21 protein-coding genes and 1 riboswitch are annotated in these 22,806 nt (G+C 41.5%); of the genes, 18 read left to right on the top strand and 3 right to left on the bottom strand.

Translation table 11 applies throughout. The features are described 5' to 3' along the window. The first annotated feature begins 1 nt into the window (after position 1). From cobI to FXW34_RS08780, 15 genes are all read left to right on the top strand, one after another. A complete protein-coding gene (cobI, locus tag FXW34_RS08850; protein ID WP_147533610.1) occupies positions 2–703 on the top strand; it encodes a precorrin-2 C(20)-methyltransferase in 702 nt (233 codons plus the stop codon). Continuing rightward, positions 704–1,477 (top strand): precorrin-4 C(11)-methyltransferase, encoded by a 774-nt coding sequence (gene cobM, locus FXW34_RS08845; protein WP_147533609.1) that lies wholly within the window; start codon positions 704–706, stop codon positions 1,475–1,477. After that, positions 1,477–2,604 carry a cobalt-precorrin 5A hydrolase gene (locus FXW34_RS08840; protein ID WP_187118892.1) on the top strand — a complete coding sequence of 376 codons (1,128 nt, stop codon included), beginning with the start codon at positions 1,477–1,479 and terminating at the stop codon, positions 2,602–2,604. The genes cobM and FXW34_RS08840 overlap by 1 nt, the downstream gene beginning before the upstream one ends. Before the next feature lie 846 nt (positions 2,605–3,450). Next, a riboswitch (cobalamin riboswitch) is annotated at positions 3,451–3,637 on the top strand. Positions 3,638–4,772: 1,135 nt separating this feature from the next. Next, a complete protein-coding gene (locus FXW34_RS08835; RefSeq protein WP_147533608.1) occupies positions 4,773–6,152 on the top strand; it encodes a cobyrinic acid a,c-diamide synthase CobB in 1,380 nt (459 codons plus the stop codon). Continuing rightward, positions 6,145–7,662 carry a cobyric acid synthase gene (locus FXW34_RS08830; RefSeq protein ID WP_147533607.1) on the top strand — a complete coding sequence of 506 codons (1,518 nt, stop codon included), beginning with the start codon at positions 6,145–6,147 and terminating at the stop codon, positions 7,660–7,662. The genes FXW34_RS08835 and FXW34_RS08830 overlap by 8 nt, the downstream gene beginning before the upstream one ends. Further along, positions 7,659–8,702 carry a nicotinate-nucleotide--dimethylbenzimidazole phosphoribosyltransferase gene (cobT, locus tag FXW34_RS08825; protein ID WP_147533606.1) on the top strand — a complete coding sequence of 348 codons (1,044 nt, stop codon included), beginning with the start codon at positions 7,659–7,661 and terminating at the stop codon, positions 8,700–8,702. The genes FXW34_RS08830 and cobT overlap by 4 nt, the downstream gene beginning before the upstream one ends. 15 nt (positions 8,703–8,717) lie before the next feature. Continuing rightward, positions 8,718–9,482: a uroporphyrinogen-III C-methyltransferase gene (cobA, locus tag FXW34_RS08820; protein ID WP_147533645.1), complete on the top strand. Its 765-nt coding sequence runs from the start codon at positions 8,718–8,720 to the stop codon at positions 9,480–9,482. A gap of 456 nt (positions 9,483–9,938) precedes the next feature. Next, a complete protein-coding gene (gene cobO, locus FXW34_RS08815; protein WP_147533605.1) occupies positions 9,939–10,481 on the top strand; it encodes a cob(I)yrinic acid a,c-diamide adenosyltransferase in 543 nt (180 codons plus the stop codon). Beyond that, complete coding sequence (gene cobD / locus FXW34_RS08810) at positions 10,481–11,593, top strand: threonine-phosphate decarboxylase CobD (RefSeq protein WP_147533604.1); 1,113 nt, start codon at positions 10,481–10,483, stop codon at positions 11,591–11,593. Before cobO ends, cobD begins: the two co-directional genes overlap by 1 nt. After that, positions 11,584–12,123 carry a bifunctional adenosylcobinamide kinase/adenosylcobinamide-phosphate guanylyltransferase gene (cobU, locus tag FXW34_RS08805; protein WP_147533603.1) on the top strand — a complete coding sequence of 180 codons (540 nt, stop codon included), beginning with the start codon at positions 11,584–11,586 and terminating at the stop codon, positions 12,121–12,123. Before cobD ends, cobU begins: the two co-directional genes overlap by 10 nt. Beyond that, positions 12,120–12,860, top strand: coding sequence for an adenosylcobinamide-GDP ribazoletransferase (gene cobS, locus FXW34_RS08800; RefSeq protein WP_147533602.1), 741 nt, complete (start codon positions 12,120–12,122; stop codon positions 12,858–12,860). The genes cobU and cobS overlap by 4 nt, the downstream gene beginning before the upstream one ends. Beyond that, the gene (locus FXW34_RS08795; protein WP_147533601.1) at positions 12,860–13,471 is read left to right on the top strand and encodes a histidine phosphatase family protein; all 612 of its coding nucleotides are present in this window, start codon (positions 12,860–12,862) and stop codon (positions 13,469–13,471) included. The genes cobS and FXW34_RS08795 overlap by 1 nt, the downstream gene beginning before the upstream one ends. A gap of 21 nt (positions 13,472–13,492) precedes the next feature. Further along, positions 13,493–14,200: an adenosylcobinamide amidohydrolase gene (locus tag FXW34_RS08790; protein ID WP_246140939.1), complete on the top strand. Its 708-nt coding sequence runs from the start codon at positions 13,493–13,495 to the stop codon at positions 14,198–14,200. A 2-nt stretch (positions 14,201–14,202) separates the two neighbouring features. Further along, complete coding sequence (cbiB, locus tag FXW34_RS08785) at positions 14,203–15,165, top strand: adenosylcobinamide-phosphate synthase CbiB (protein ID WP_187118891.1); 963 nt, start codon at positions 14,203–14,205, stop codon at positions 15,163–15,165. 25 nt (positions 15,166–15,190) lie between these two features. After that, positions 15,191–16,045 (top strand): GHMP family kinase ATP-binding protein, encoded by an 855-nt coding sequence (locus FXW34_RS08780; RefSeq protein ID WP_147533599.1) that lies wholly within the window; start codon positions 15,191–15,193, stop codon positions 16,043–16,045. Between the two features lie 519 nt (positions 16,046–16,564). On the opposite strand, the gene FXW34_RS08775 is transcribed toward FXW34_RS08780, so the two are convergent. Beyond that, positions 16,565–16,765, bottom strand: a complete 201-nt coding sequence (locus FXW34_RS08775) for a hypothetical protein (RefSeq protein ID WP_147533598.1) — start codon at positions 16,763–16,765, stop codon at positions 16,565–16,567. Further along, entirely contained in the window at positions 16,758–17,120 is a 363-nt protein-coding gene (locus FXW34_RS08770; protein ID WP_187118890.1) for a cytochrome-c oxidase, read from the bottom strand. Before FXW34_RS08770 ends, FXW34_RS08775 begins: the two co-directional genes overlap by 8 nt. A 181-nt stretch (positions 17,121–17,301) precedes the next feature. On the opposite strand from FXW34_RS08770, the gene FXW34_RS22880 reads away from it, so the two are divergent. From FXW34_RS22880 to FXW34_RS08760, 3 genes are all read left to right on the top strand, one after another. Further along, positions 17,302–17,463, top strand: coding sequence for a hypothetical protein (locus tag FXW34_RS22880; protein ID WP_187118889.1), 162 nt, complete (start codon positions 17,302–17,304; stop codon positions 17,461–17,463). Between the two features lie 128 nt (positions 17,464–17,591). Beyond that, on the top strand, positions 17,592–18,524 hold the full coding sequence (locus tag FXW34_RS08765) for a dipeptidase (RefSeq protein WP_147533596.1): 933 nt from the start codon (positions 17,592–17,594) through the stop codon (positions 18,522–18,524). Between the two features lie 337 nt (positions 18,525–18,861). Further along, the gene (locus FXW34_RS08760) at positions 18,862–21,561 is read left to right on the top strand and encodes a tetratricopeptide repeat protein (RefSeq protein ID WP_147533595.1); all 2,700 of its coding nucleotides are present in this window, start codon (positions 18,862–18,864) and stop codon (positions 21,559–21,561) included. Between the two features lie 41 nt (positions 21,562–21,602). Here FXW34_RS08760 and FXW34_RS08755 read toward each other — a convergent pair whose 3' ends face one another. After that, on the bottom strand, positions 21,603–22,670 hold the full coding sequence (locus tag FXW34_RS08755) for a DUF5667 domain-containing protein (RefSeq protein ID WP_147533594.1): 1,068 nt from the start codon (positions 22,668–22,670) through the stop codon (positions 21,603–21,605). Positions 22,671–22,806: the final 136 nt, after the last annotated feature.

Genomic DNA, 22,806 nt, shown 5'->3' with positions numbered 1-22,806 from the left:
CATGGTAGGAACGTTATATGGCTTAGGAGTAGGACCTGGGGATCCGGAATTAATCACCGTCAAAGCTTTCCGAAAATTAAAGGAATCGGCGGTGATTGCGTATCCGAAAAAACAACGAGGCAGTAAGAGCTATGCCCAAAAAATTATCGATGCTTATTTTAAACCACAGGAAAAAGAACTAATTGGTCTTGTTTTTCCAATGACGAAAAATCAAGAAGTTCTAGACCAGAAGTGGAATGAAACGGTTGAGCATGTATGGGAGAAATTGCGTGAAGGTAAGGATGTTGCGTTTGTTACAGAAGGAGATCCGTTATTATATAGCACCTTCATTCATATGATGCGATTGATGCAGGAGCGCTATCCAGAGGTGCCAATTGAGGTTGTACCAGGGATTTCTTCAATCAATGGGGCAGCTTCACGTTTAGGCTTACCGCTTGCTGATGGCGACGAAAAGGTGGCCATCGTCCCGGCTCGTGATGATTATGAGGCGATGAAAAAAGTGTTGGAAGACAATGACTGCGTTATTTTTATCAAAGTCGCGAAGGTTATTGAATCGATGCTGGCGTTATTGCGCGATATGAATTTACTGGATAAGGCATCTGTTGTCACAAAGGTTACTTCAGATGAAGAAATGATTTGGAAGGCGTCAGAGCTTGAAGGTGTCGAGCTGCAATATTTATCGTTAATGGTGGTGAGAAAATAAATGAAACTTTACATAATTGGTGCTGGCCCGGGAGATCCCGATTTAATTACGGTAAAAGGCTTGAAGTTGTTGCAGGAGGCGGATGTCGTGCTCTATGCAGACTCGCTGGTTAGTGAGGATTTGGTGAATAAATCCAAGCCAGGAGCAGAGGTTTTGAAAACGGCTGGAATGCATTTGGATGAAATGGTCGAAGTCATGGTTGAGCGGTTGCGTGCTGGCAAGAAGGTTGTTCGCGTTCATACCGGCGACCCTGCAATGTATGGAGCGATTATGGAGCAAATTTCCTTGTTGAAAAAAGCTGGCGTTGCTGTGGAAATTATTCCTGGAGTGAGCTCGGTATTTGCGTCTGCGGCAGCAGCACAAGCAGAGTTAACAATTCCTGATTTGACGCAAACGGTCATTTTAACACGTGCAGAGGGGCGCACTCCAGTTCCGGAATTGGAAAAATTACGAGATTTAGCTTCTCATCAATGTACGATTGGTCTATTTTTAAGTGCGACTTTAACGAAAAAGGTTGTTCGTGAGCTGCTTGATGCAGGCTGGAGCAAGGACACGCCTGTTGTTGTTGTATATAAAGCAACATGGCCGGATCAACAAATCATTCGTACCACTGTGGAAAAATTAGATGAAGCAATGCGGACGAATGGTGTCAGGAAACAGGCGATGATTTTAGCCGGCTGGGCGCTTGATGAAAATATTCATAATAAAGAGTATCGTTCAAAGCTGTACGATAAGCATTTTACGCACGGCTTTCGTCGAAAGGTTGATGCGTAGTGATTACGTTAGCTGAGGGACAGATCCCCGAGGTTCGAGTTGACGGTGATTATGCGATAGTGGCCATCACGAAGCATGGAGTTGAAATCGCGCGAACGCTCGGACAATCATTCCAAAATGCTGATGTCTACTACATGTCAAAGCTTGCCAAGGGCGATGAAAAACGACAGGGCATTCAGCTGTTTGAAGGCAGCGTCCGCCTGTTGTTTCCCGCGTTGTTTCCTAAGTATAAAGGATTGATTGTGATTATCTCGCTCGGTGCGGTGGTGAGAATGATTGCTCCACTTCTGAAGGATAAAAAGATTGACCCTGCAGTTGTCGTCATTGATGATAAGGGCGAGCATGTGATTAGCGTGTTATCAGGTCATCTTGGCGGTGCAAATGAATTAACGCATGAAGTTGCCGGGATGTTAGCTGCTCGTCCAATTATTACGACGGCCTCTGATGTGGGGCAAACAATTCCTGTCGATTTGTTCGGAAAGCGATTCGGCTGGGTTTGGGACTCGGCTGAAAAGCTAACTCCGGTTAGTGCAGCGGTAGTGAATGAGGAAGCTGTGGCGATTGTCCAGGAGTCTGGGGAAAAAGGGTGGTGGGAATATAACCGGCCAATTCCTGGGCACTTTAGCGTCTTTGATTCGGTAGATGCGGCGCTCAGAGCAGGCGGTTTTTCGGCTGCGTTAGTCATTACCCATCGTTTGTTGAAAGAAGACGAGTCTGATGTGATTCTCGAGAATGGTGTGTTGTATCGACCAAAGGTTCTGGCGCTCGGAATCGGCTGTAATCGGGGAACATCTGCCGAGGAAGTTGAAGCGGTTATCGATGAAACGTTGCTTGATTTAGGATTTTCAAAGAAAAGCGTGAAGGCTATATGCACGATTGATTTGAAAAAGGATGAAATTGGGCTGCTTGAAGTTGTTGAGAAAAATGGCTGGGAGTTTGTTTATTACTCGCCAGAAGTGTTGAATTCGGTTGATATTCAGGACCCTTCTGAAACGGTGTTTAAGTATACAGGTGCATACGGTGTAAGCGAGCCAGCAGCGATGTTGTATAGTGGTTGTAACGAACTTGCGCTAGTAAAGAAAAAATCAGGCAATGTCACGATTTCGGTGGGGATTATTGATTATTGATTGATGCCCGTAAAGTTTGAAAAATAGCAAGAGCGGTAACCATAGAGCTCGAATGGTGCCCGCAGAGCTTGAAAAATCGCAAGAGCGGTAACCATAGAGCTCGAATGGTGCCCGTGGAGCAAGAAAAATTGCGAGATCGGTAACCATAGAGCCCGAATGGTGCCCGCAGAGCTTGAAAAAGAGGAAGAGCGGTAACCATAGAGCCCGAATGGTGCCCGCAGAGCAAGAAAAATTGCGAGATCGGTAACCATAGAGCTCGAATGGTGCCCGCAGAGCTTGAAAAATCGCAAGAGCGGTAACTATAGAACCCGAATGGTGCCCGCAGAGCAAGAAAAATTGCGAGATCGGTAACCATAGAGCTCGAATGGTGCCCGCAGAGCTAGAAAAAACGCAAGAGCGGTAACTATAGAACCCGAATGGTGCCCGCAGAGCAAGAAAAATTGCGAGATCGGTAACCATAGAGCTCGAATGGTGCCCGTAGAGCAAGAAAAATTGCGAGAGCGGTAACCATAGAGCTCGAATGGTGCCCGTGGAGCAAGAAAAATTGCGAGAGCGGTAACCATAGAGCTCGAATGGTGCCCGTAGAGCAAGAAAAATCGCAAGATCGGTAACCATAGAGCCCGAATGGTGCCCGTAGAGCAAGAAAAATTGCGAGAGCGGTAACCATAGAGCTCGAATGGTACCCGTGGAGCAAGAAAAATTGCGAGATCGGTAACCATAGAGCCCGAATGGCAGTGGGGGACTGTCCCCCACTGCTTTAGTGCGATAAATTTTTAGTTGAAAAATAACAAATATTGAGATAATATGAGTCTGAGTTCGTTTCTAATAATCTATTACTATAATAATTAAATAGTTGTTTAGAAAGGTGCATAACTGTAGTTTAGGTTGTGTGAAAAGGGAAGACGGTGTAAATCCGTCACGGTACCCGCCACTGTAATGGGGAGTTCTATTGAATTTGTCACTGATGAAAATTGGGAAGACACATGGAATGGAGAACCAGAGTCAGGAGACCTGCCTTTATCTAAACACTTCTGTAACCTACGGGCTTATGGGTGGAAGTGTGAAGAAATACATATTTTTGTTTTCCGTTATATGTAAATTCGCACCCCTGCTTTAGTAGGGGTGTTTTTTGTGGTCTTTCGGTTTAAGGTTTTTAGATAGCTTTAAAGTGCTAGAGAGGCTCTATGGAACAAAAGTAGCCCAAGAAACGGAAGAAGTGTCTCATAGAGAGGCTCTATGGAACAAAAGTAGCCCAAGAAACGGAAGAAGTGTCTCATAGAGGGGCTCTATGGAACAAAAGTAACCCAAGAAACGGAAGAAGTGTCTCATAGAGAGGCTCTATGGAACAAAAGTAGCCCAAGAAACGGAAGAAGTGTCTCATAGAGAGGCTCTATGGAACAAAAGTAGCCCAAGAAACGGAAGAAGTGTCTCATAGAGAGGCTCTATGGAACAAAAGTAGCCCAAGAAACGGAAGAAGTGTCTNACAAAAGTAGCCCAAGAAACGGAAGAAGTGTCTCATAGAGAGGCTCTATGGAACAAAAGTAGCCCAAGAAACGGAAGAAGTGTCTCATAGAGAGGCTCTATGGAACAAAAGTAGCCCAAGAAACGGAAGAAGTGTCTCATAGAGGGGCTCTATGGAACAAAAGTAACCCAAGAAACGGAAGAAGTGTCTCATAGAGGGGCTCTATGGAACAAAAGTAGCCCAAGAAACGGAAGAAGTGTCTCATAGAGGGGCTCTATGGAACAAAAGTAGCCCAAGAAACGGAAGAAGTGTCTCATAGAGGGGCTCTATGGAACAAAAGTAGCCCAAGAAACGGAAGAAGTGTCTCATAGAGGGGCTCTATGGAACAAAAGTAGCCCAAGAAACGGAAGAAGTGTCTCATAGAGGGGCTCTATGGAACAAAAGTAGCCCAAGAAACGGAAGAAGTGTCTCATAGAGAGGCTCTATGGAACAAAAGTAGCCCAAGAAACGGAAGAAGTGTCTCATAGAGAGGCTCTATGGAACAAAAGTAGCCCAAGAAACGGAAGAAGTGTCTCATAGAGAGGCTATATGAAAAAAAAAGCACCCAATAAACGCAAGAACTGTCTCATAGAAAGAATGCCAACATCCATCTCTAAAAATCAACCATATTAGGAACCCATTCAACCCAAGAAAGGGGGCAACAAATATGTCAACAACAACATCTCGAAGGCTTGTTATTGCTGGAACTGGTAGTGGTGTCGGCAAAACGACGCTCACCATCGGTCTTATGGCCGCCTTCAAACAAAAAGGTTACACTGTCCAAGGCTTCAAATGCGGTCCAGATTACATTGACCCTACTTATCACACGGCTGTAACCGGAAGACCATCCAGAAACCTTGACAGCTGGATGTTAAACCACGACCTCGTCAAAGAAATCGTCCAAAAAAACAGTCAAAATGCCGACATTTCTATCATTGAAGGCGTTATGGGCTTTTATGACGGTAAGGACCCGCGCACAAATGCCGGTTCTACTGCTGAAATCAGCATCATAACAAAAAGTCCGGTCGTTCTCATTGTGAATTGTGCGAGCATGGCTCGGAGTGCAGCAGCCATCGTTAAAGGCTTTCAGTTGCTTGACCCAGAAACGAATATTGTCGGTGTTATCGCCAACCGTGTCGGCAGTGAGGGGCATTACAAAATTGTCAAAACAGCGATTGAGCAGGAATGTAGCATTCCGGTCGTCGGTTATTTAAAGCGTGATGTAGACCTCACAATTCCCGAGCGCCACCTCGGACTTGTACCATCAATTGAGCGCGGTGAGCTCGACAGCTTTTTTGAAAAATTAACACAAACAATTCTTGAAACCATTGATGTCGATCAGCTTTATGACTTGGCTCAAGCACCAGACCTTGAAATCGCCTCGAGCCAATTTGCGAAGCGCTCTGAAAAACAAAACGTAAGAATCGCGGTGGCAAAGGATGCCGCGTTTAATTTTTATTATCAAGAAAATTTCGAGCTGCTTGAAGCCTATGGCGCTGAGCTCGTGCCATTTTCGCCATTAGCTGGCGAAGCTCTTCCAGAAAATGTTCATGGACTTTATCTTGGCGGTGGATTTCCGGAGGAGTTTGCCCACGAATTAGCAAATCAAACAGACGTTAAGGAATCGATTAAAGCAGCAATTACAAATGGATTGCCAACTTTAGCGGAATGCGGAGGCTTTATGTTTTTAACAGAAGCAATCGAAACCACCGATGGACAACAGTTTGAAATGGTGGGTCTCATCCCTGGTAAAGTTAAAATGCAAACTAAATTAGCAGCCCTGGGATATCGTGAAATAACCGGCACACCTAGAAATTTCCTCCTACCGGAAAATGTACAAGCAAAGGGCCATGAGTTTCACTATTCAACATTTGAACCTTCTGCTGAAATTACACCCGCTTATGTCACGAAAGGAATGCGAGGAAGGAAGCCAGAAGGCTATTTAAAGGGAAGCTTGATTGCTGGATATACCCATTTCCATTTTGGCTCATGTCCAGACATGGTAGAATATTGGGTAAACAAGTGTAAGGAGAACAAACATGACTAAAGCTCTTCCCATTATGTTTCAAGGTACCCATTCGGATGCTGGAAAAAGTGTGATTGTGACGGCATTCTGCCGGATTTTTGCGCAGGATGGCTGGAAAACAGTGCCGTTTAAATCGCAAAATATGGCGCTAAACTCCTATATCACCGTTGATGGAAAGGAAATTGGCCGGGCTCAAGGTGTACAGGCAGAGGCTGCAAAAACGATGGCAACAACGGATATGAACCCGATTTTACTTAAGCCGAATCGCGGCAATCAAGCTCAAGTTGTAGTGCATGGCAAGCCTTATAAAAATATGGAGGCGGGTGCGTACCGTCAGGATTTTTATCAGCAAGGGCTACAAATGATCAATGATGCGCTCGAGCGTCTATCGGAAGATAACGAACGGATTGTGATTGAAGGGGCAGGTAGTCCGGCAGAGATCAATTTGAATGACCGCGAAATGGTCAATATGCGAGTAGCGCGAATGGCAAATGCACCGGTAGTTTTAGTTGGAGATATTGAAAAAGGTGGCGTATTTGCGAGTTTAGTAGGCACCTTGCAGCTACTAGAACCGGAGGATCGTGACCGCGTTATTGGTGTGGTGATTAATAAATTTCGTGGAGACGTGAAGCTTTTGGAATCGGGCTTACAATGGTTTGAAGAGTATACAGGTAAACCAGTGCTTGGGGTGGTTCCTTACTTACAAAACTTAAATATTGATGCTGAAGATTCGGTGATTTTAGACCAGTACACATCACAGCAAAATCACGAAAAAGAAATTGATATCGCTGTGATTCAGTATCCAAGAATCTCAAACTTCACGGACGTTGATCCATTTTTTGTTGAGGAAGATTGCTATGTTCGCTTCATTACGTCAGCGGATCAATTGAAAGAACCAGATTTAATTATTTTACCAGGAAGTAAGAATACAATAGATGATTTCCAATTTTTACAGGAAAGTGGTTTAGCTAGTAAAATAATTGATTTACATAATCAGAAAAACACAAGGATTTTCGGGATTTGCGGCGGCTTTCAAATGCTTGGTGAGTCCATTAGTGATCCATTTGCAATTGAATCGACAAAGGCATTGTCAGACGGTCTGGGGCTTCTGCCGGTGCAAACGACCATCACTAAAGAAAAAACAACAGTGCAATCTCAAGGGCAAATTAACTTTTGTGATAAAATATTCAAAGTAGAAGGTTACGAAATTCACATGGGTAGCTCAATGATCTCCGAGGACGGAGAAGAGCTGATTACGACAGAGACAGGTACAGATGGTTGTAAAAATAAGGATGAAGATGTTGTTGGAACATATTTCCACGGGATTTTCCATAATGATGAGCTGCGGGAAACATTAATCAATGAAGTTCGTAAAAGTAAGGGCTTAGCGCCAATATATGAACGTGTTTCCTTCAATCAATTAAGGGAAGAGGCGTTTGATCGACTGGCAGACCACGTTCGAGCGCATGTTAATATCGGTTTTATTGAAGAAAAAATGATAGAGTTTCAAAAAAGGAGTGTAATAAAATGATTGAGCAATTAACTGCAATTCAACCAGTGAATAAGGAAAAAGGTAAACAGGTAGCTCAGTACATTGATACGTTAACTAAGCCAATCGGCAGTCTTGGCAGATTAGAGGAGCTTGCGATTCAGCTTGGCGAAATTACAGGAGAAGATTTTCCGACTGTAACACCTCCTGCGGTTATCACTTTTGCTGCTGACCATGGAATTGTGAAGGAAGGCGTATCGGCTTATCCACAGGAAGTGACAGCGCAAATGGTGTTGAACTTCCTACATGGTGGCGCGGGAATTAATGTATTTAGCCGTCAAATTGGCGCGAAATTTGAAATCGTTGATGTTGGGGTTGCGTCTGATATGGAGCATCCAGGCCTGACTTCGAAAAAGGTTCGCTACGGAACTGGTAACTTCCTTGTTGAGGATGCAATGACTCGCGATGAAGTAGAACAAGCTTTAGCAGTTGGCTACGAGCGTGCTCAGAAAATGTTTGATGAAGGCGCAAAATGCTTAATCGTCGGTGAGATGGGAATTGGAAACACTACTCCGAGTAGCGCAATCACAGCGGTACTAAGTGGAAAGGATATTACTGAGCTAGTTGGAAGTGGTACGGGAATTGATTCTGAGCAAATTAAACATAAACAAGCGGTGATCAAGCGCTCAATCGAAGCGCGCCAGGCTGACCCAAGCGATCTTATCGATTTGTTAGCAAAACTTGGAGGCTTGGAAATAGCTGCGATGACTGGCGCTATGCTTGCAGCGGCGGCTAATCGGTTACCAATTTTATTAGATGGTTTTATTTGTACCGTTTCAGGGTTATTAGCAGCGGGAATCAATGAGAATGCACGTGATTATATGATTGTAGGGCACCGTTCGGTTGAGATAGGCCACGATGTTGCCATCAGCCTACTTGGAAAAAAACCATTGCTTGATCTTGGCTTCCGTTTAGGTGAGGGTACAGGTGCAGCGGTTGCCTTCCCGATTTTACAATCAGCAACACTCATGTTGAAAGAAATGGCAACATTTGCATCAGCTGGTGTGTCAGGTAAAGAATAGGTGTCAGGGGGAGCAATTGTGGAGGGATTGGTATATTTAGTTGGTGCGGGTCCGGGGGATCCGAAATTAATTACAGTTTATGGAATGGAGTGCATTCAAAAAGCGGATGTTGTCCTTTACGATAGGCTTGTTAATGAGAAATTATTATCTTATGCTAAGCCGGAGGCCGAGCTCATCTTTGTTGGCAAGCTGCCTGGCAAGCATGAGGTCATTCAAGACAGAATCAATGAGCTATTGGTGGAGCATGCAAAGCTAGGCAAGATTGTTACGCGCCTTAAGGGTGGAGATCCATGCGTGTTTGGTCGAGGCGGTGAAGAAGCTGAGATTTTGGCTGAACAAGGTCTTCGTTTTGAAATCGTGCCTGGAATTACGTCAGGGATTGCGGCACCAGCATATGCTGGGATACCGGTCACTCACCGCGATTTTGCATCAAGCTTTGCGATTGTAACGGGTCACGGTCGTGCTGAAAAGAATGCGGACGGCATTAATTGGGGAGCATTGGCAACTGGAATTGATACGATTGCCTTTTATATGGGCGTTGGCAATTTACATTATATTTGCGAGCAGCTGATCGCTCATGGAAAAAGTAAAGAAACTCCAGCAGCACTCATCCAATGGGGCACAACAGAAAAGCAGCGGACCGTTACAGGGACGTTGGAAACAATCGAAGCAGTGGCTACGCAAGCAAACATCACTCATCCAGCGATTGTCTTAGTCGGAGATGTGATTTCAATGCGTGAAAAAATACAATGGTTTGCTGAAGCGGAAGGCAATGCGTAATTACTCAATAGCGTTTGGGGCTTAATTAGTTAGTGTCAGGAAAAATAGTACTTAATAGCGTGCATTGATGCCGTGGTTTTGTGGTGAATGCGGAAAATAAGTAGTCAATAGCGTGTATTGATGCCTTGGATTTGCAATGAAGGCGAAAAATAAGTAGTCAATAGCGTGTATTTATGCCTTGGTTTTGTGGTGAATGCGGAAAATAAGTAGTCAATAGCGTGTATTTATGCCTTGGTTTTGTGGTGAATGCGGAAAATAAGTAGTCAATAGCGTGCATTGATGCCTTGGATTTGCAATGAAGGCGGAAAATAAGTAGTCAATAGCATGCATTGATGCCTTGGATTTGCAATGAATGCGAAAAATAAGTAGTCAAAAGCATGTATTCACGACTTAAATTTGCAATGAACACGAAAAATAGGTACTCAATCAGCAACAGAAGGGAAGGTGGAGCGAACAATGAACGAGAAACAACAAGGTTTAGTATTAGTCTACACTGGAGACGGTAAAGGAAAAACAACTGCAGCACTAGGAATCGCGGTCCGAGCTACAGGTCGCGGCAAAAAGGTATTAATGATTCAATTTATAAAATCGCCAGACCGCAGCACGGGCGAGAAGATTATGTTTGAAAAAATCGGAATCGAGATGCATCAGCTTGGAATTGGCTTCACCTGGACAAAAACACCTGAGGAGCATCGCGAGGCACTGCGCCAAGCATGGGCATTTACAAAGGAAAAAGTAAATTCCGGAGCATACGATGTTGTAATTTTAGACGAGCTTAACAATGCTTTGGCAATCGACAGCTTTCCAATTAATGATGTATTGCCGCTTGAGGAAGTTCTCGAGCTCATTAAAAACCGCAACCGCGATATGCACTTAATCATCACTGGGCGTTCAGCCAAGCCAGAAATTATTGAAGCGGCTGATTTAGTAACAGAAATGAAGGAAGTTAAGCATTATTATCAGGACGGAATTCCTGCCGTGAAAGGGATTGAATACTAATGGCGTGGATTGAAAAATACGGCCATGGTGGAGATTTGTTAACAGCTCAAACGCAATTTGGTTTGGGCTCTACTCCGCTGCTTGATTTTAGCGCGAATATTAATCCGCTCGGACCGCCTCCAAAAGTGATGCAAACGATAAAAGAGCAGCTTGAAACCATCGTCCACTATCCGGATCCTGCTCAAAGAAAGCTAAAAGAGAAGCTAGCCCGTCGCTTAGAGCTTCAAACCGAGCAAATCATCATTGGTAATGGCGCTGCAGAATGTATGGCTCTAATTATTTTAGCGCTCGAGCCGAAGACCGTTGGGGTTGTTTATCCATGCTTCTCAGAATATGAGAAGCTTTCAAATGCTTTTGGGGCAAAAATTAAAGCTTGTTACGGTCGGGCTGAACAGCAGTTCAAACCGAAACTACAAGATTTATTTGCCTTGTTTAATGAGGTTGATTTGGTGTTTATCGGTCATCCGAACAATCCAACAGGAGTCATCTACAGCCTTGCCGAACTTGAGGAAATTGCAGCTCAAGCTGAGTCCACAAACACTTACCTCGTTATCGATGAAGCATTTATTGATTTTATCCCGAAAAATAAACAAGTTACACTGCTACCAAATTTAGAGCAGTACAAGAACATCATCTTCGTTCGTTCGATGACGAAGTTCTATGCAATTCCAGGTTTGCGTCTTGGCTTTGCAGTGGCTCAGCCTGAAATCATTGCAAAATTACAAAACAAACAAGTAACCTGGAGTGTCAATCAGCTCGCGCTCACCGCTGGGGAGATTTGTTTGGACGAGATACAATATGAAGAAGAAACGATTGCTTTAATTGAGGAGCAACGGGAATATTTGAAGCAAGCAATACAAGAACGATTTGGTTGGTTTGTTTTTTCTGGACAAGCCAATTTTCTATTAATAAGACTACCGCAATCAATGAACGTCGCTAAGCTACAATGGGAAATGGGCAAACGAGGAGTTATGATTCGCTCCTGTGCGATGTATCCGGGCTTAACGGACCAGGATTTTCGAATTGCGGTTCGAACAAAGCAGGAAAACGATCAACTCCTATCAGCTTTGCAAAAAGTGGTTGATGAAGGAGGCGCGAATTTATGCCGATAACATATATAACGGGTGGTGTTCGCTCCGGTAAAAGCGAATTTGCTGAAAAGCTAGCGACAGATTTCAAGCAGCCAGTCCTTTACGTCGCATTTGGTGTCAATACAGATAGCGAGATGCAGGAGCGGATTGAAAGGCATCAAGTTCGCCGCCCTCATACTTGGGGGACAGTTGAAAAGCCATACGAGCTCCTCGCACCAACTAATCAATATCAAGGCTACGAGATTGTCTTAGTTGATTGTTTTTCAACTTGGCTGACAAATCGGCTTATTCTAATTCCAGAAGTTGAGCTTCGTAACGAAAAGTATCGAATCGAGATTCTAGAAGAGGTTCAAGCCTGGTTAACAAGAATTGCAGAAATGCCGCAACGCATCATAATTGTATCCAGCGAGGTTGGTTTAGGTGGAGTTGCGATGTCTACACTGGGGCGTCTATTCCATGATTTGCTTGGAGAGTGCAATCAGTTAATCGCTCAAGCTGCGGATGAAGCTTATGCGGTCCTTTCTGGGTTACCATTGAGGTTGAAACCATGAAGGCATTTTTAGCAGCACTCATGTTTATGACGCGAATTCCGTTACCTCAAGTGAATATATCTAAAAACCAATGGCATAAAAGTGCTCGCTACTTTTCTCTTGTTGGCCTTGTTATTGGAGGAGTACTTTATCTTGCTTCATTAACATTGCAGCAGTTTTTCCCAGCCACCATCACCTCATTTTTCGTGGTATTGCTTTGGATTTGGATTACTGGCGGTTTACACATTGATGGTTGGATGGATTTAACTGATGGATTTGGCTCAAATAAGAGTCGCGAGCAAATTCTTGAAATCATGAAGGACAGTCGCGTTGGAGCAATGGGTGTTATTGCCGCGATTTGCTTAATTGGCGGCAAATGGATTGCTGTATACGAACTGCTTCAACATGAAAATGCCATCATTTTGTTATTAAGTCCGATAATTGCTCGGTTTTTATTAATTAATGCGATTCGCTTTTTTCCTTATCGTAATCAAGGGGGAATTGGCGAAGGGCTGCGCGCAAATTTGTCGTGGTTGGCAATTTTTTTGAATTTTTTATTTATTTTAGCGCTGTCTTATTATTTAATAGGAATGAACGGCTTTATATTGTTATTTTTCACAGCCATTTTTAGTGGGCTGCTTGTCGTTACGATTTTTAAAAAATTAGGAATGTTAACGGGAGACTGTTATGGGGCGCTCGTTGAGTGGAGTGAGTCTGTCTCTTTGTTTATCGCCTTAGCAATCTGGGGGCTGATGTAATGCAAATCATCTTTGTCAGACATGGAGAAACAGATGAAAATGTAGCTCGGAAATATCTGGGGCATACCGATGTCACCTTAAATGAAACCGGTAAACAGCAAGTTTCTCGATTTTCACAAGTAATGAAAGAATCATGTAAGATTGACATTAGCGCAATCTACACAAGTGATTTAATCAGATGTCAAGAAACCGCAAATATCATTGCAACAAGCCTTAATCTGGAGCATGCTCCAACTCTTGCTCCGCCGTTGCGGGAACTGAACTTTGGCAATTGGGAATGCTTCACCTACGAGCAGATTATGGCTGATGACCCTATCATGGCAACGAAATGGTATGACAATCCATTTGAAATAGCGCCGACTAATGGAGAAACGCTGATTCAGCTTGGTGCGCGCTTCGATACGTGGTTTGAACAATTGCTTCACCAAACTGATATTGATGAAAAAATAATGATAGTTTGTCATGGCGGACCAATTCGGTGGTTTACTAGTAAATGGCTGCTTGGTGACGAAAAGCAGTATTGGCATGTTGAGGGAATTAAGCACGGATGTGGTCTAATTGTCGGTTATAATAAAAATGAAAAACAGTTTACGGAAGTAAAATACATATAGAATTAATGCGAGGAATGAATTATGCAGCCTTTCAAACAACAAAATGTCTATCAATCTACGGTTTGGCCAGAGCTCATCATTGAAAAAAAGGAAGACCATTTATTACTACAATTGACAGAGAAGCTACAAACGTTAAGTAGTGCTGTATATGGCGGTGGTCTCCACGAAGCCAGCCATTTTGTGAATTGGAAGGTTCCGCTTGATTATTCTTCAATTGATCCGACTTTGTTAATGGAGCAGAAACTTACGGAATGGGGCTATCCGCTTAACGAAAGCCTTGGTCTGCAAACTGCAGCCTATATTCACACAGCGTCAATCCAAGAAATGGTTGGCGATGAGTTTAAAATGGTATGTGTAGCCACTGCGGGAGTTGGAAATAGCGCCCGGGCGGGTCGGGTACGCGAAACCTTCCCTGCTTACCAATGTTCAACGATTAATGTGTTTTTATTTATTGATAGCAGCATGACCCCATCCGCTGTCATCAATTCAATCATCACTGCAACAGAAGCGAAATCTGCTGCACTGCAGGACTTACAGGTTCTTGATGAGAATGGGGAAATTGCGACAGGGACAACAACGGATTCTGTTGTGATCGCGTGCAGTCAAAATGACTCGCAATATCGTACTCATCAATTTGCGGGAGTTGCAACATCAATCGGAAATGCGATTGGATGTCTTGTATATGACGCAGTATATGAAGTGGTAAAAAATCAGGAGGCTCCCTATTAACGATGTTTATTCATGCAATTTATATTTTTATAGCTTATTTAGTAGATTTAGTAGTAGGCGATCCGCGATTTTTACCGCATCCTGTTGTGATAATCGGAAAGTTTATCAGTCGTCTGGAAAAAATAATTCGAAAGATTTTTACGAGAGAGGAGCAGCTTAAAAAAGCTGGACTGCTGTTCCCGCTCGTGATTGTCGGAGGTACATACTTAATCGTATCCCTCCTCATTTACGGTGCAGGCCTTATTCATGAATGGCTAGCGATTGCGCTTGAGATCTGGTTAATTTCTACGACGATTGCCGTTAAGGGTCTTGGTGAAGCTGGGATGGAAGTATACCGTCATTTGAAAAATAATGATCTTGCAGAGGCGCGAAAAAGTCTTGGCATGATTGTAGGTCGCGATACCGATCACCTTGATGAAAGTGAAATTTCACGCGGCACAATTGAAACGGTTGCTGAGAATATTGTTGATGCAATCATTTCGCCGTTGTTTTTTGCGGTTATAGGTGGAGCGCCATTGGCGATGGCTTATCGAGCCGTGAATACATTGGATTCAATGGTCGGCTATAAAAATGAGAAATACATAAATCTTGGCTGGGCTTCAGCTCGATTGGACGATGTAGCAAATTTTATCCCGGCGCGGTTAACGGCGATAGTCCTTTTGTTTGCAGTCTGGATGAAGGCGTTTAATGTAAAAAATACATTCATCATGATTTTGCGTGATGCCCGTAAACATCCAAGTCCCAATTCTGGATTTACCGAAGCAGGCGTTGCAGGGGCTTTGGGAATTCAGCTTGGTGGGTTAAACTATTATGGCGGCATTGCTTCAAACCGAGCTAAAATGGGCGAGGCTACACGTAAAATTAATGCAGATGATATCATTAATACGATACGAATTATGATGCTCACTACATTTTTATTTGGTGCATTTGTACTTACGATCACGTTTGCGATGAATTTTGTATGATTTTTTAAGGAAGACTGGTGGAATTATGATCATTGGAAAGGGTAGCTGCAACGGGACATTTGGAGAATTGGTTCAAGGCGTTCTTGGTGAACGTCCTTTTTTGGTTACCCTGCCAATAAATGACCTTAAAAGCGAGGCAACGTTTGTCCCCAATCCGGATACTTTAGAGATTGTAGGACCTACTGGGAAAATAAAAGCCGTTACTGCCTGTAAAAGGCTGTTAGAGTTTTTGGATATAAATTGTGGCGGCACCCTCTTAATACAATCGAATATTTTAGAGGGAAAAGGCATGGCCAGCAGCTCAGCTGATATTGTGGCGGCGCTTCGAGCTGTTGCTGATAGTTTTGATTTAAAGCTCACCGAAGAAATGATTTCCAAGATTGCAACCGGAATCGAACCGACTGATGGGGTGATGTATCGTGGAGTAGTTTCTTACGACTACATCTCAGGGGAATTGATAGAGAAACTAGGGGAGATGCCCGATTTTTCTCTGATTGGCATGGATTTAGGGGATATTGTTGATACAATCAAATTTAATCAAATCCCAAAGCAGTACTCGAATGAAGATCGAGCTGAATTTCTTGAGGCTTATGAAATTCTTAAGCGTGGAATGTTAAATCAGGATTTATCATTAATTAATAAAGCATGTACCATAAGTGCACGGATTAATCAGAAATTTTTACCTAAACCTTATTTCTCAGAGTATGAAGAACTGGCAAAAGAATACGAGTGTGGAATCGTGACCGGGCACAGTGGCACTGTCTTAGGGTTAATGTCAAAGCTTGATAATCAATATTTGGATGAACTGATGCTTAAAATTTCAAAGTCAATTCCACATCCATGGTTTATATTTAAAAATAAAATGAAAGTGAAAACGTAAAAAGAAGAGGCTGGGACAAAAGTATTTCGTCTAAACTAAAATCGAACGATCATGCTAAATTCTTAATTAGAATTTCACATGATCGTTCGGTTTTTTCCTTTTACGAATGTGTGTATATTCACCCGAATGTTGATTTTCCATAATTGGTCTAATTATAGAAGGATTTTGCGTTGGATTTTAAAATTGGCTAGGTTTTAAATGAAAAATGTGAGATTTTTTTAAAAAACGTGACTGTTTCGGGTTGAATCTACATCTTTTTTGATAAAAATCATCGTTTTTTGTTAATAAATAAGTATTTTTCACGATTTCATTTAATTAGTGGGAGATTATTTGCACAACTTTTCTGTGATATGCACAGGAAATTGTGAATATGCTTCATTTGAAAAAATATATGATACAACTTTTTGGATATATGCACGACTTTTAAAATATATGCACAACTTTTGATAGGCTCCTAAAAAATATGCACAGGAAAATCAGGATATGCACACAAATATACATTTATGAACACATTTAGCCTTATATGCACAACCCGAAATTTAGGTGCCTGTCACCGCCCGAATTTTCTTTACCACAATAAAAAAGAGGCATGGACAAAACCAAGTTTTGATACAAAAAAGCCTGTGGAATTTTTACGATGGGTAAAATTTCACAGGCTTTGCCTTTTTCATGTATAGAAGCTAGTTTTGTCCCAGCCTCTTCTTTTTGTTCTTCATACATTCCTAAATAAATTCACCGCAAACAATATTCCACCTAATACAACCGCAAGTGAAGCGATGATAATCACGATGGTAAGGCTTTCATTTTCTGTTAAAACTGTATAGGCTAGCCCACCTTGCATGAGCGGAACCCCAATGTTGTGCAGCCAAAAGTGAGTTTTAGCAAGTCCCGTTTCGCCAGCCTGCGGATAAAAATGATAAATTGCTCCAAATAGGGCCATGGAAACCCAACCAAGTAAGTTGATGTGCGCGTGGACTGGTGTTAAAGCAAAATCATGAATAATTCCCATTACAATCCCAAGGATAATGCCAATTACAAAATAGACCACCGCAATTTTAAACCATTTTGCTCCCATCATCATTTCCTCCTTTTCAATCTTGTTAAAAGTACCACCAATACATTTTATTAGCAGTTCATAATATGTATTACATTTTCACTGTAAAAATAGTAAAAACTCCATATGTTATTTATGAAATTAATTAGTATGATTTTCCCGTTTCCTCCCAAACTAAAATCGATAAGAAAGGGTGGATGTTATGGGAAAATGGAATGAACAAGCCGCGCCGAACAACAACTTAAAGCCGGCAACTATTAGTACATCAAATTTGGTTGATGCTGAGACAAGTAATTATCAATTTACAAAAGACCCGTTTGCGCCTGGAAAGAAGGATCAAATTATAAAAGACCCGCAAAAATAAAAAACCCTCCTTAAGTTTGTTCTTACTAGAACACTCTTGAGGAAGGGTTTTTTAGCTTAAGTAATAGAAATGGTGCATAACATATATATTAGTGGTTAAAAACGTGAACCAAAGAAAGGAGAGCCCCAATGGAAGTCATTGATTTGCACTGTGATGCGCTCCTTAAACTGTGGGAGGGGAAAGGGCGTCTGAGCTTTGCTGACTCACCTAAGCTCGACACGAATAAAGAAAGGCTCAAAGAAGGTCATGTGAAAGTGCAATGCTTTGCGATTTTTATAGAACCCGAAATCAAGCAAGAGCAGAAATTTCAAATCGTGCTCGAGCAAATTGACTATTTTTACCGAGAGGTGCTTGATAAAAATCAAGATATGAAACAGATTAAAGACTGGTCAGATTTTTATAAATTAAAGCCTGGGCAAATCGGAGCAATGCTAACGCTTGAAGGGGTTGATGCAATCGGAAATGATTTAACGAAACTCAGCATCCTTTATCAGCTTGGGGTGAAAGCTGTCGGGCTTACCTGGAATACAGCCAACCTAGCCGCTGATGGAGCGCTCGAGCCCCGCGGTGGTGGATTAACGCTGTTCGGGAAAGAAGTCGTCCACCTAAACAATCAGCATCAGGTTTTAACTGATGTATCACATCTGAGTGAGCGGGGGTTTTGGGATGTGATGGAGCTGGCGCATTACCCAATTGCTAGCCATTCAAACTCAAAAGCACTGTGTAATCATCCTCGAAATCTAACGGATGAACAAGCAGTGGCGATGTTTAAGCGGGGTGGCACGGTACATGTCGTTTACTATCCGCCCTTTGTTAAAGAGGATGGGAATGCATCAATTGCTGACCTCATCAAACATATTGATCGTTTCTGTGCATTAGGAGGAGCGAAACATATTGGCTTAGGTTCAGACTTCGATGGGATTAATATGTTTGTCGGTAATCTAGAAAATGCAGCAAAAACCCAAAACTTAATTAACGAGCTTTTAAAACACTACAAAGAAGAACAAGTAATCGGCTTTGCTTATCAAAACTTTCTTAACAGATTACCTGGAAGGACATAAATGGAAGCTGGGGCTGCGCCTTTGGCCCCTTGCTATAAAATACTGATTTTTGGAAAAATTTTTACCTGAAACGGGAAAAATCAACAAAATCGGTACGATTCCTTTCCACTTCTAGCGCGGAAAACGCTATAATAAACTTATTAACTTAAAATTTTCCAATAATAAGGCAATCGAAAGCTAAGCTTCTATAAATAAATACCCACAAGTTTTTCAGCGTTTTCGAATGGTATAGTATTCTATCAAACTAGTTTCTAATATCTTGTGTCGCTGGAGCTTCTCGTCAGAAAAATTTTTCACAGAAGTCTCATCAAATCTAATACATAACCGGAGGAAAAACATGTCTGAGGAACAGTTTCTAAATAAGACGTATTACAAAACCTTCTTACAGCCTAATGATGTCCGTCATCCCATTGAGGTGCTAGGAGAAGCATACTTAAGAGAACAACAAAATTTACCTGAATTATCATCGATTCGCTTTGCGCAAGGTGAGGTTTATTTTGAGGCAAAGGATTATGAATCAGCTATTTTTAAATGGGAAAATATCAATGATGAGCTGGGTCCATGGGCAAAGAAAAATATGGCCGATGCTTATTTTGAGCTTGAGGAGTATTATACCGCGGAGTCAATTTACAAAGGGATTGTTTCTGATTCTAGTACTCTTAACTCAGAAATATTAATCATGTTATTCTCCCTCTATATTCAGGAAATGAAGCTTGATTTAGCAGTGCAAATGATTAAACAAGCAGTTTTGCAAAACCCTGATTATTCTAATGTGACTGAGCTTGCGAAAATGTTTTTTGAAGAACAAAAAGATTGGAATAATGCGATTGAACTTGCTGTAACGGAAGCAACTCGAACTGAAAATATGGATTGGGTAGATACTTTAATTCGTTATGTTGAAAATGGCGATGCCAAGGAGTTTCCACCGGCATATTTTTATCAAGTTTTGTTAGTAGTTATTAGCAATGATGGTGAGCGCTTTGAAAGATTAGCAAGTGCTCTTTGGGAAAATTATCATGATCGAGACTCCTATTTTGACTGGCTGAAGCAATTTAATAACTTATTTGAGGCGATTGGCGTATCGTCAGGCAAGTCATGGAGTAGACTGTCAAACTTATATGAAGAAACGTATTTGTATTTACTTGACGGAAAATATCTATTGCATGAAATAGTTGACGTAATGCCTGGTTTGTTAACGAACTGGGTCAAGATTGCCGAACGGGAGCAGCGATTTTTTGCTGCAGCAGCAGTTCTTGCGTGGAGTGAAATGGATTCTACCAGTGACTTAAAGGAAGTAGTAAGTGAGGCAGATAAAATTATCTCCAATATGAACTCAAGCAAGGTTGACTTTAAAGAATGTCAATCACTTGCAGATTCTATTGATGTTTGGACAAAAGCACAAGGATTAAGCGTGAGTCCAAAGCTAAAGTGGATTATTGACCGTTTAGCACATTTACAGACGTATAATTTATTAGTGGCCGGTGAATCTGTCAAAGGTAGGGCTGCCTTTTATAATCATTTACTTGGTGATTTTCCGGTGGATACGATTGAGTCGAATTTATTGATTGCTGATGGCGAAACAGAAGAATGTCTGGTATGGACTGATACGGATGAAAATGAAATCATTCCAGAAGGTGCGGATGTATCACTTCAAACTGATAGCTTCATAAATTGGAGTGAAGTGAAGCTTAAAAATGCGTTTTTACGAGAGAGCGGACTGGCGTTCATTCATGCTGAGGATTTATATGAGAGAAATGCAGAAAGCTTAAATATGGCTGATAGCTTAGTATTTGCGATTCCTGACAATGAACCATTTTTGGAAAAGGATCGCAATCTTTTCATGAAGCTTCAGCAAAAATACCCACAATTAGCGATAAAATTTTTACTAGTTCAAGAAAATGACGACCAACAAAACAATGCAGAAAGCTTAATGACGATAATTAACAGCTTCTTTCCAAAAGCGGAAATTAAAATTGCCTGCCTGGACAATATGAGTTGGAATGATCTGCAAGATGTGGCTGATTTCTTAAGGGGAAGTGTAAATCAGCATACGCTCGAGCAAAATCGTGCTGCGAAAATATTATTCTTTTTACAAAAAATGTTGAATCAATTAATCGAAAAACGGGCGATACAGGAAAATAATTTGGTCCACTCTGTTAATTGGAATCAGCAAATGGTTGGGAAGCTAACAGGGGCAATTAATCAATTGCATGATGTAAAATCAGAATCGATTCAAAACATCAAAAAGGCCTACCAAAATGAAATGGAAGAAATTCGCAAAGAAGTTACCGATGCAATACCAGCTCTTCTAAAAGAGTGTTCAGCATTGGTCAAAGAAAATAGCGATTTCGGTAAGCTTCATGTCGAATTGAACAATGAAATGAATAAACGAATTGATGATTACATTATGGCAACCGCCTTGCCGAAATTCCAGGATGCCTTGCAACGCTGGATTGAAGCTGCAAACGGTGATTTTAATAAGTCTCAAAATTTCTTAAAGGAGTTAGCAGATGGCTTCAATTCAATGTTTGAGGAAGAGCGTGTTATGCTTGAGGGCGATTTTAAAATACTCAATGATTGGCGTAGAGATGCGATTAGGATGACGAGCGTTGTGCAAATCGAGAAAGTGAACATTTTAAATCGCTTAACGCCATCACAAGTTCTATTAAAGGGTGCGGGTAAGCTACTAGGAGCACTGCCGCAAAACAAGAAGTTGTTATGCACAAAGTACAAAAATTTTATTGAAAATGAAGATTACAGTGAGATTGCTGAATCAATTGCGAATAAGCTATTAATGCAGCTAGAGCTGTTTGAAAAGGGCTTGGAGCGCGATGTAACGATGTTCTTTACTGATCCAGAAGTTACGTTACAGCAGTTGGTTTCTGAAATCAATACAACGATTATAGATAGTCAGAGTAAGCTTAATAAAATTAGAGAATGTCCGGAACGCTTCAATGATCCATTAGCCATGTTCCAAATTAGGCTGCGCCAATATGAATATGTATCGAAAAGTGTGAAGGAAAGAATTTTTCACTAAATGAAAAAGCCCCAGTTGCTGAAACTGGGGCTTTGTCATGATTACTTTTCTTCTTTTTTATTGCCTTTATTTTGTTGGTTTTTTTGATGTGCAGCTGCGCTGTTACCTTTTTCAACTGCTTTCTTCTCAGGCTTGTTTTCTTGTTTCTTTTCATAGCCTTTTCCTTGTGGTGTAGGAGTGTTTGTAATATTTACAGACTCAGTAGCTTTTGGCGCTGAGATAGTTGTGTTAATTTCTTCATCAGTAGATCCATTCGTTACAGGAGTTGATTCGCTGTTTTCTGTCGTTGGAATAGGTGTTGGAGTAACAACCTCTTCAGTGTTATCGGTATTTTCTTCAGTTCCCTCTATAGTGTTATCCTCAATTGGTTCAGTTTTACCGTATTTCTTTTCAAGTTTAGCCAGTTTTTTGGCGATTTTTGCATAGGTTTTATCGATGTTTTTCTGTAATGAAGCACGTGCTTGGTCGTTGCCGACATGCTGCATTGCAGCTGTTAAAGCAATGATATTATGTCTTAGTGTGTTCTCTACTTCAGTGAACTCACCTGGTGTCTCATCAGTTTCATCCTCGACAATCGGTGTTTCCTCATCAGTAGTACTATCTTCTTGGTTTGATTCCTCTGTTACATTTTCATTGCCTTCAGTTGTTGACTCCGACTCATCTGAAGCAGTTTCTTCTGTATTTGTTTCTTCATCGATGATAGCTTGTGAGCCTTCCATGTATTCAATTGCAGCTTGGATTACTTCTACTGCTTCGGCTTCTTTTCCTTCGCCATATAATGCGGCTGCTTCAGCAAGGCGTTCAGAAGCATAAGTTGCCATTAATTCAGCTTCCTTAGCGTTATCAAACGTAAATGCTAACTTAATTTTTTCAAAAGCAATTTTTGCAAAATACAAGAAATCTCCAGGAATTAAGCTAGGTGTTTCTGCTTGAGTATCCTCTAGTTGTGTTTGAAGTTTTTGTAAGTCTACTGTTTCATAGGAATTGGTAGTTTCGGTAACACCTTCTTCAGCGAAAGTGATTGATGAAAAAGTAAATGAGCTTGCTAACACAAGTGCTAATGATGCTTTAGTAATTTTTTTAAGATGATTAATAGAAAAAAAGTTCATTTTTTTGTCCACCTCTATTTTTTTTTGCGATCGCATCTTTCAGTAACAAATTACGAATAGAGGAGGATGATATATGGGGGTGTGAATAGAATTTTTTTCAGTATTTTTGACTGATGTTTATATTATGCATAGAAAT

This window comes from Bacillus marasmi, from assembly GCF_902168435.1.
In the GTDB taxonomy this organism is placed as follows: Bacteria; Bacillota; Bacilli; order Bacillales; family Cytobacillaceae; genus Bacillus_BU; species Bacillus_BU marasmi.
The sequence above is the reverse complement of the archived record's forward strand: the minus strand, read 5'-3'. Positions and strand labels throughout refer to the sequence as shown.

Coding starts and splice junctions, on each gene's coding strand:
- cobI (WP_147533610.1), top strand. CDS start 2: ATGGTAGGAACGTTATATGGCTTAGGAGTAGGACCTGGGGATCCGGAA.
- cobM (WP_147533609.1), top strand. CDS start 704: ATGAAACTTTACATAATTGGTGCTGGCCCGGGAGATCCCGATTTAATT.
- FXW34_RS08835 (WP_147533608.1), top strand. CDS start 4,773: ATGTCAACAACAACATCTCGAAGGCTTGTTATTGCTGGAACTGGTAGT.
- FXW34_RS08830 (WP_147533607.1), top strand. CDS start 6,145: ATGACTAAAGCTCTTCCCATTATGTTTCAAGGTACCCATTCGGATGCT.
- cobT (WP_147533606.1), top strand. CDS start 7,659: ATGATTGAGCAATTAACTGCAATTCAACCAGTGAATAAGGAAAAAGGT.
- cobO (WP_147533605.1), top strand. CDS start 9,939: ATGAACGAGAAACAACAAGGTTTAGTATTAGTCTACACTGGAGACGGT.
- cobD (WP_147533604.1), top strand. CDS start 10,481: ATGGCGTGGATTGAAAAATACGGCCATGGTGGAGATTTGTTAACAGCT.
- cobU (WP_147533603.1), top strand. CDS start 11,584: ATGCCGATAACATATATAACGGGTGGTGTTCGCTCCGGTAAAAGCGAA.
- cobS (WP_147533602.1), top strand. CDS start 12,120: ATGAAGGCATTTTTAGCAGCACTCATGTTTATGACGCGAATTCCGTTA.
- FXW34_RS08795 (WP_147533601.1), top strand. CDS start 12,860: ATGCAAATCATCTTTGTCAGACATGGAGAAACAGATGAAAATGTAGCT.
- FXW34_RS08790 (WP_246140939.1), top strand. CDS start 13,493: ATGCAGCCTTTCAAACAACAAAATGTCTATCAATCTACGGTTTGGCCA.
- cbiB (WP_187118891.1), top strand. CDS start 14,203: ATGTTTATTCATGCAATTTATATTTTTATAGCTTATTTAGTAGATTTA.
- FXW34_RS08780 (WP_147533599.1), top strand. CDS start 15,191: ATGATCATTGGAAAGGGTAGCTGCAACGGGACATTTGGAGAATTGGTT.
- FXW34_RS08775 (WP_147533598.1), bottom strand. CDS start 16,765: ATGTATGAAGAACAAAAAGAAGAGGCTGGGACAAAACTAGCTTCTATA.
- FXW34_RS08770 (WP_187118890.1), bottom strand. CDS start 17,120: ATGGGAGCAAAATGGTTTAAAATTGCGGTGGTCTATTTTGTAATTGGC.
- FXW34_RS22880 (WP_187118889.1), top strand. CDS start 17,302: ATGGGAAAATGGAATGAACAAGCCGCGCCGAACAACAACTTAAAGCCG.
- FXW34_RS08765 (WP_147533596.1), top strand. CDS start 17,592: ATGGAAGTCATTGATTTGCACTGTGATGCGCTCCTTAAACTGTGGGAG.
- FXW34_RS08760 (WP_147533595.1), top strand. CDS start 18,862: ATGTCTGAGGAACAGTTTCTAAATAAGACGTATTACAAAACCTTCTTA.
- FXW34_RS08755 (WP_147533594.1), bottom strand. CDS start 22,670: ATGAACTTTTTTTCTATTAATCATCTTAAAAAAATTACTAAAGCATCA.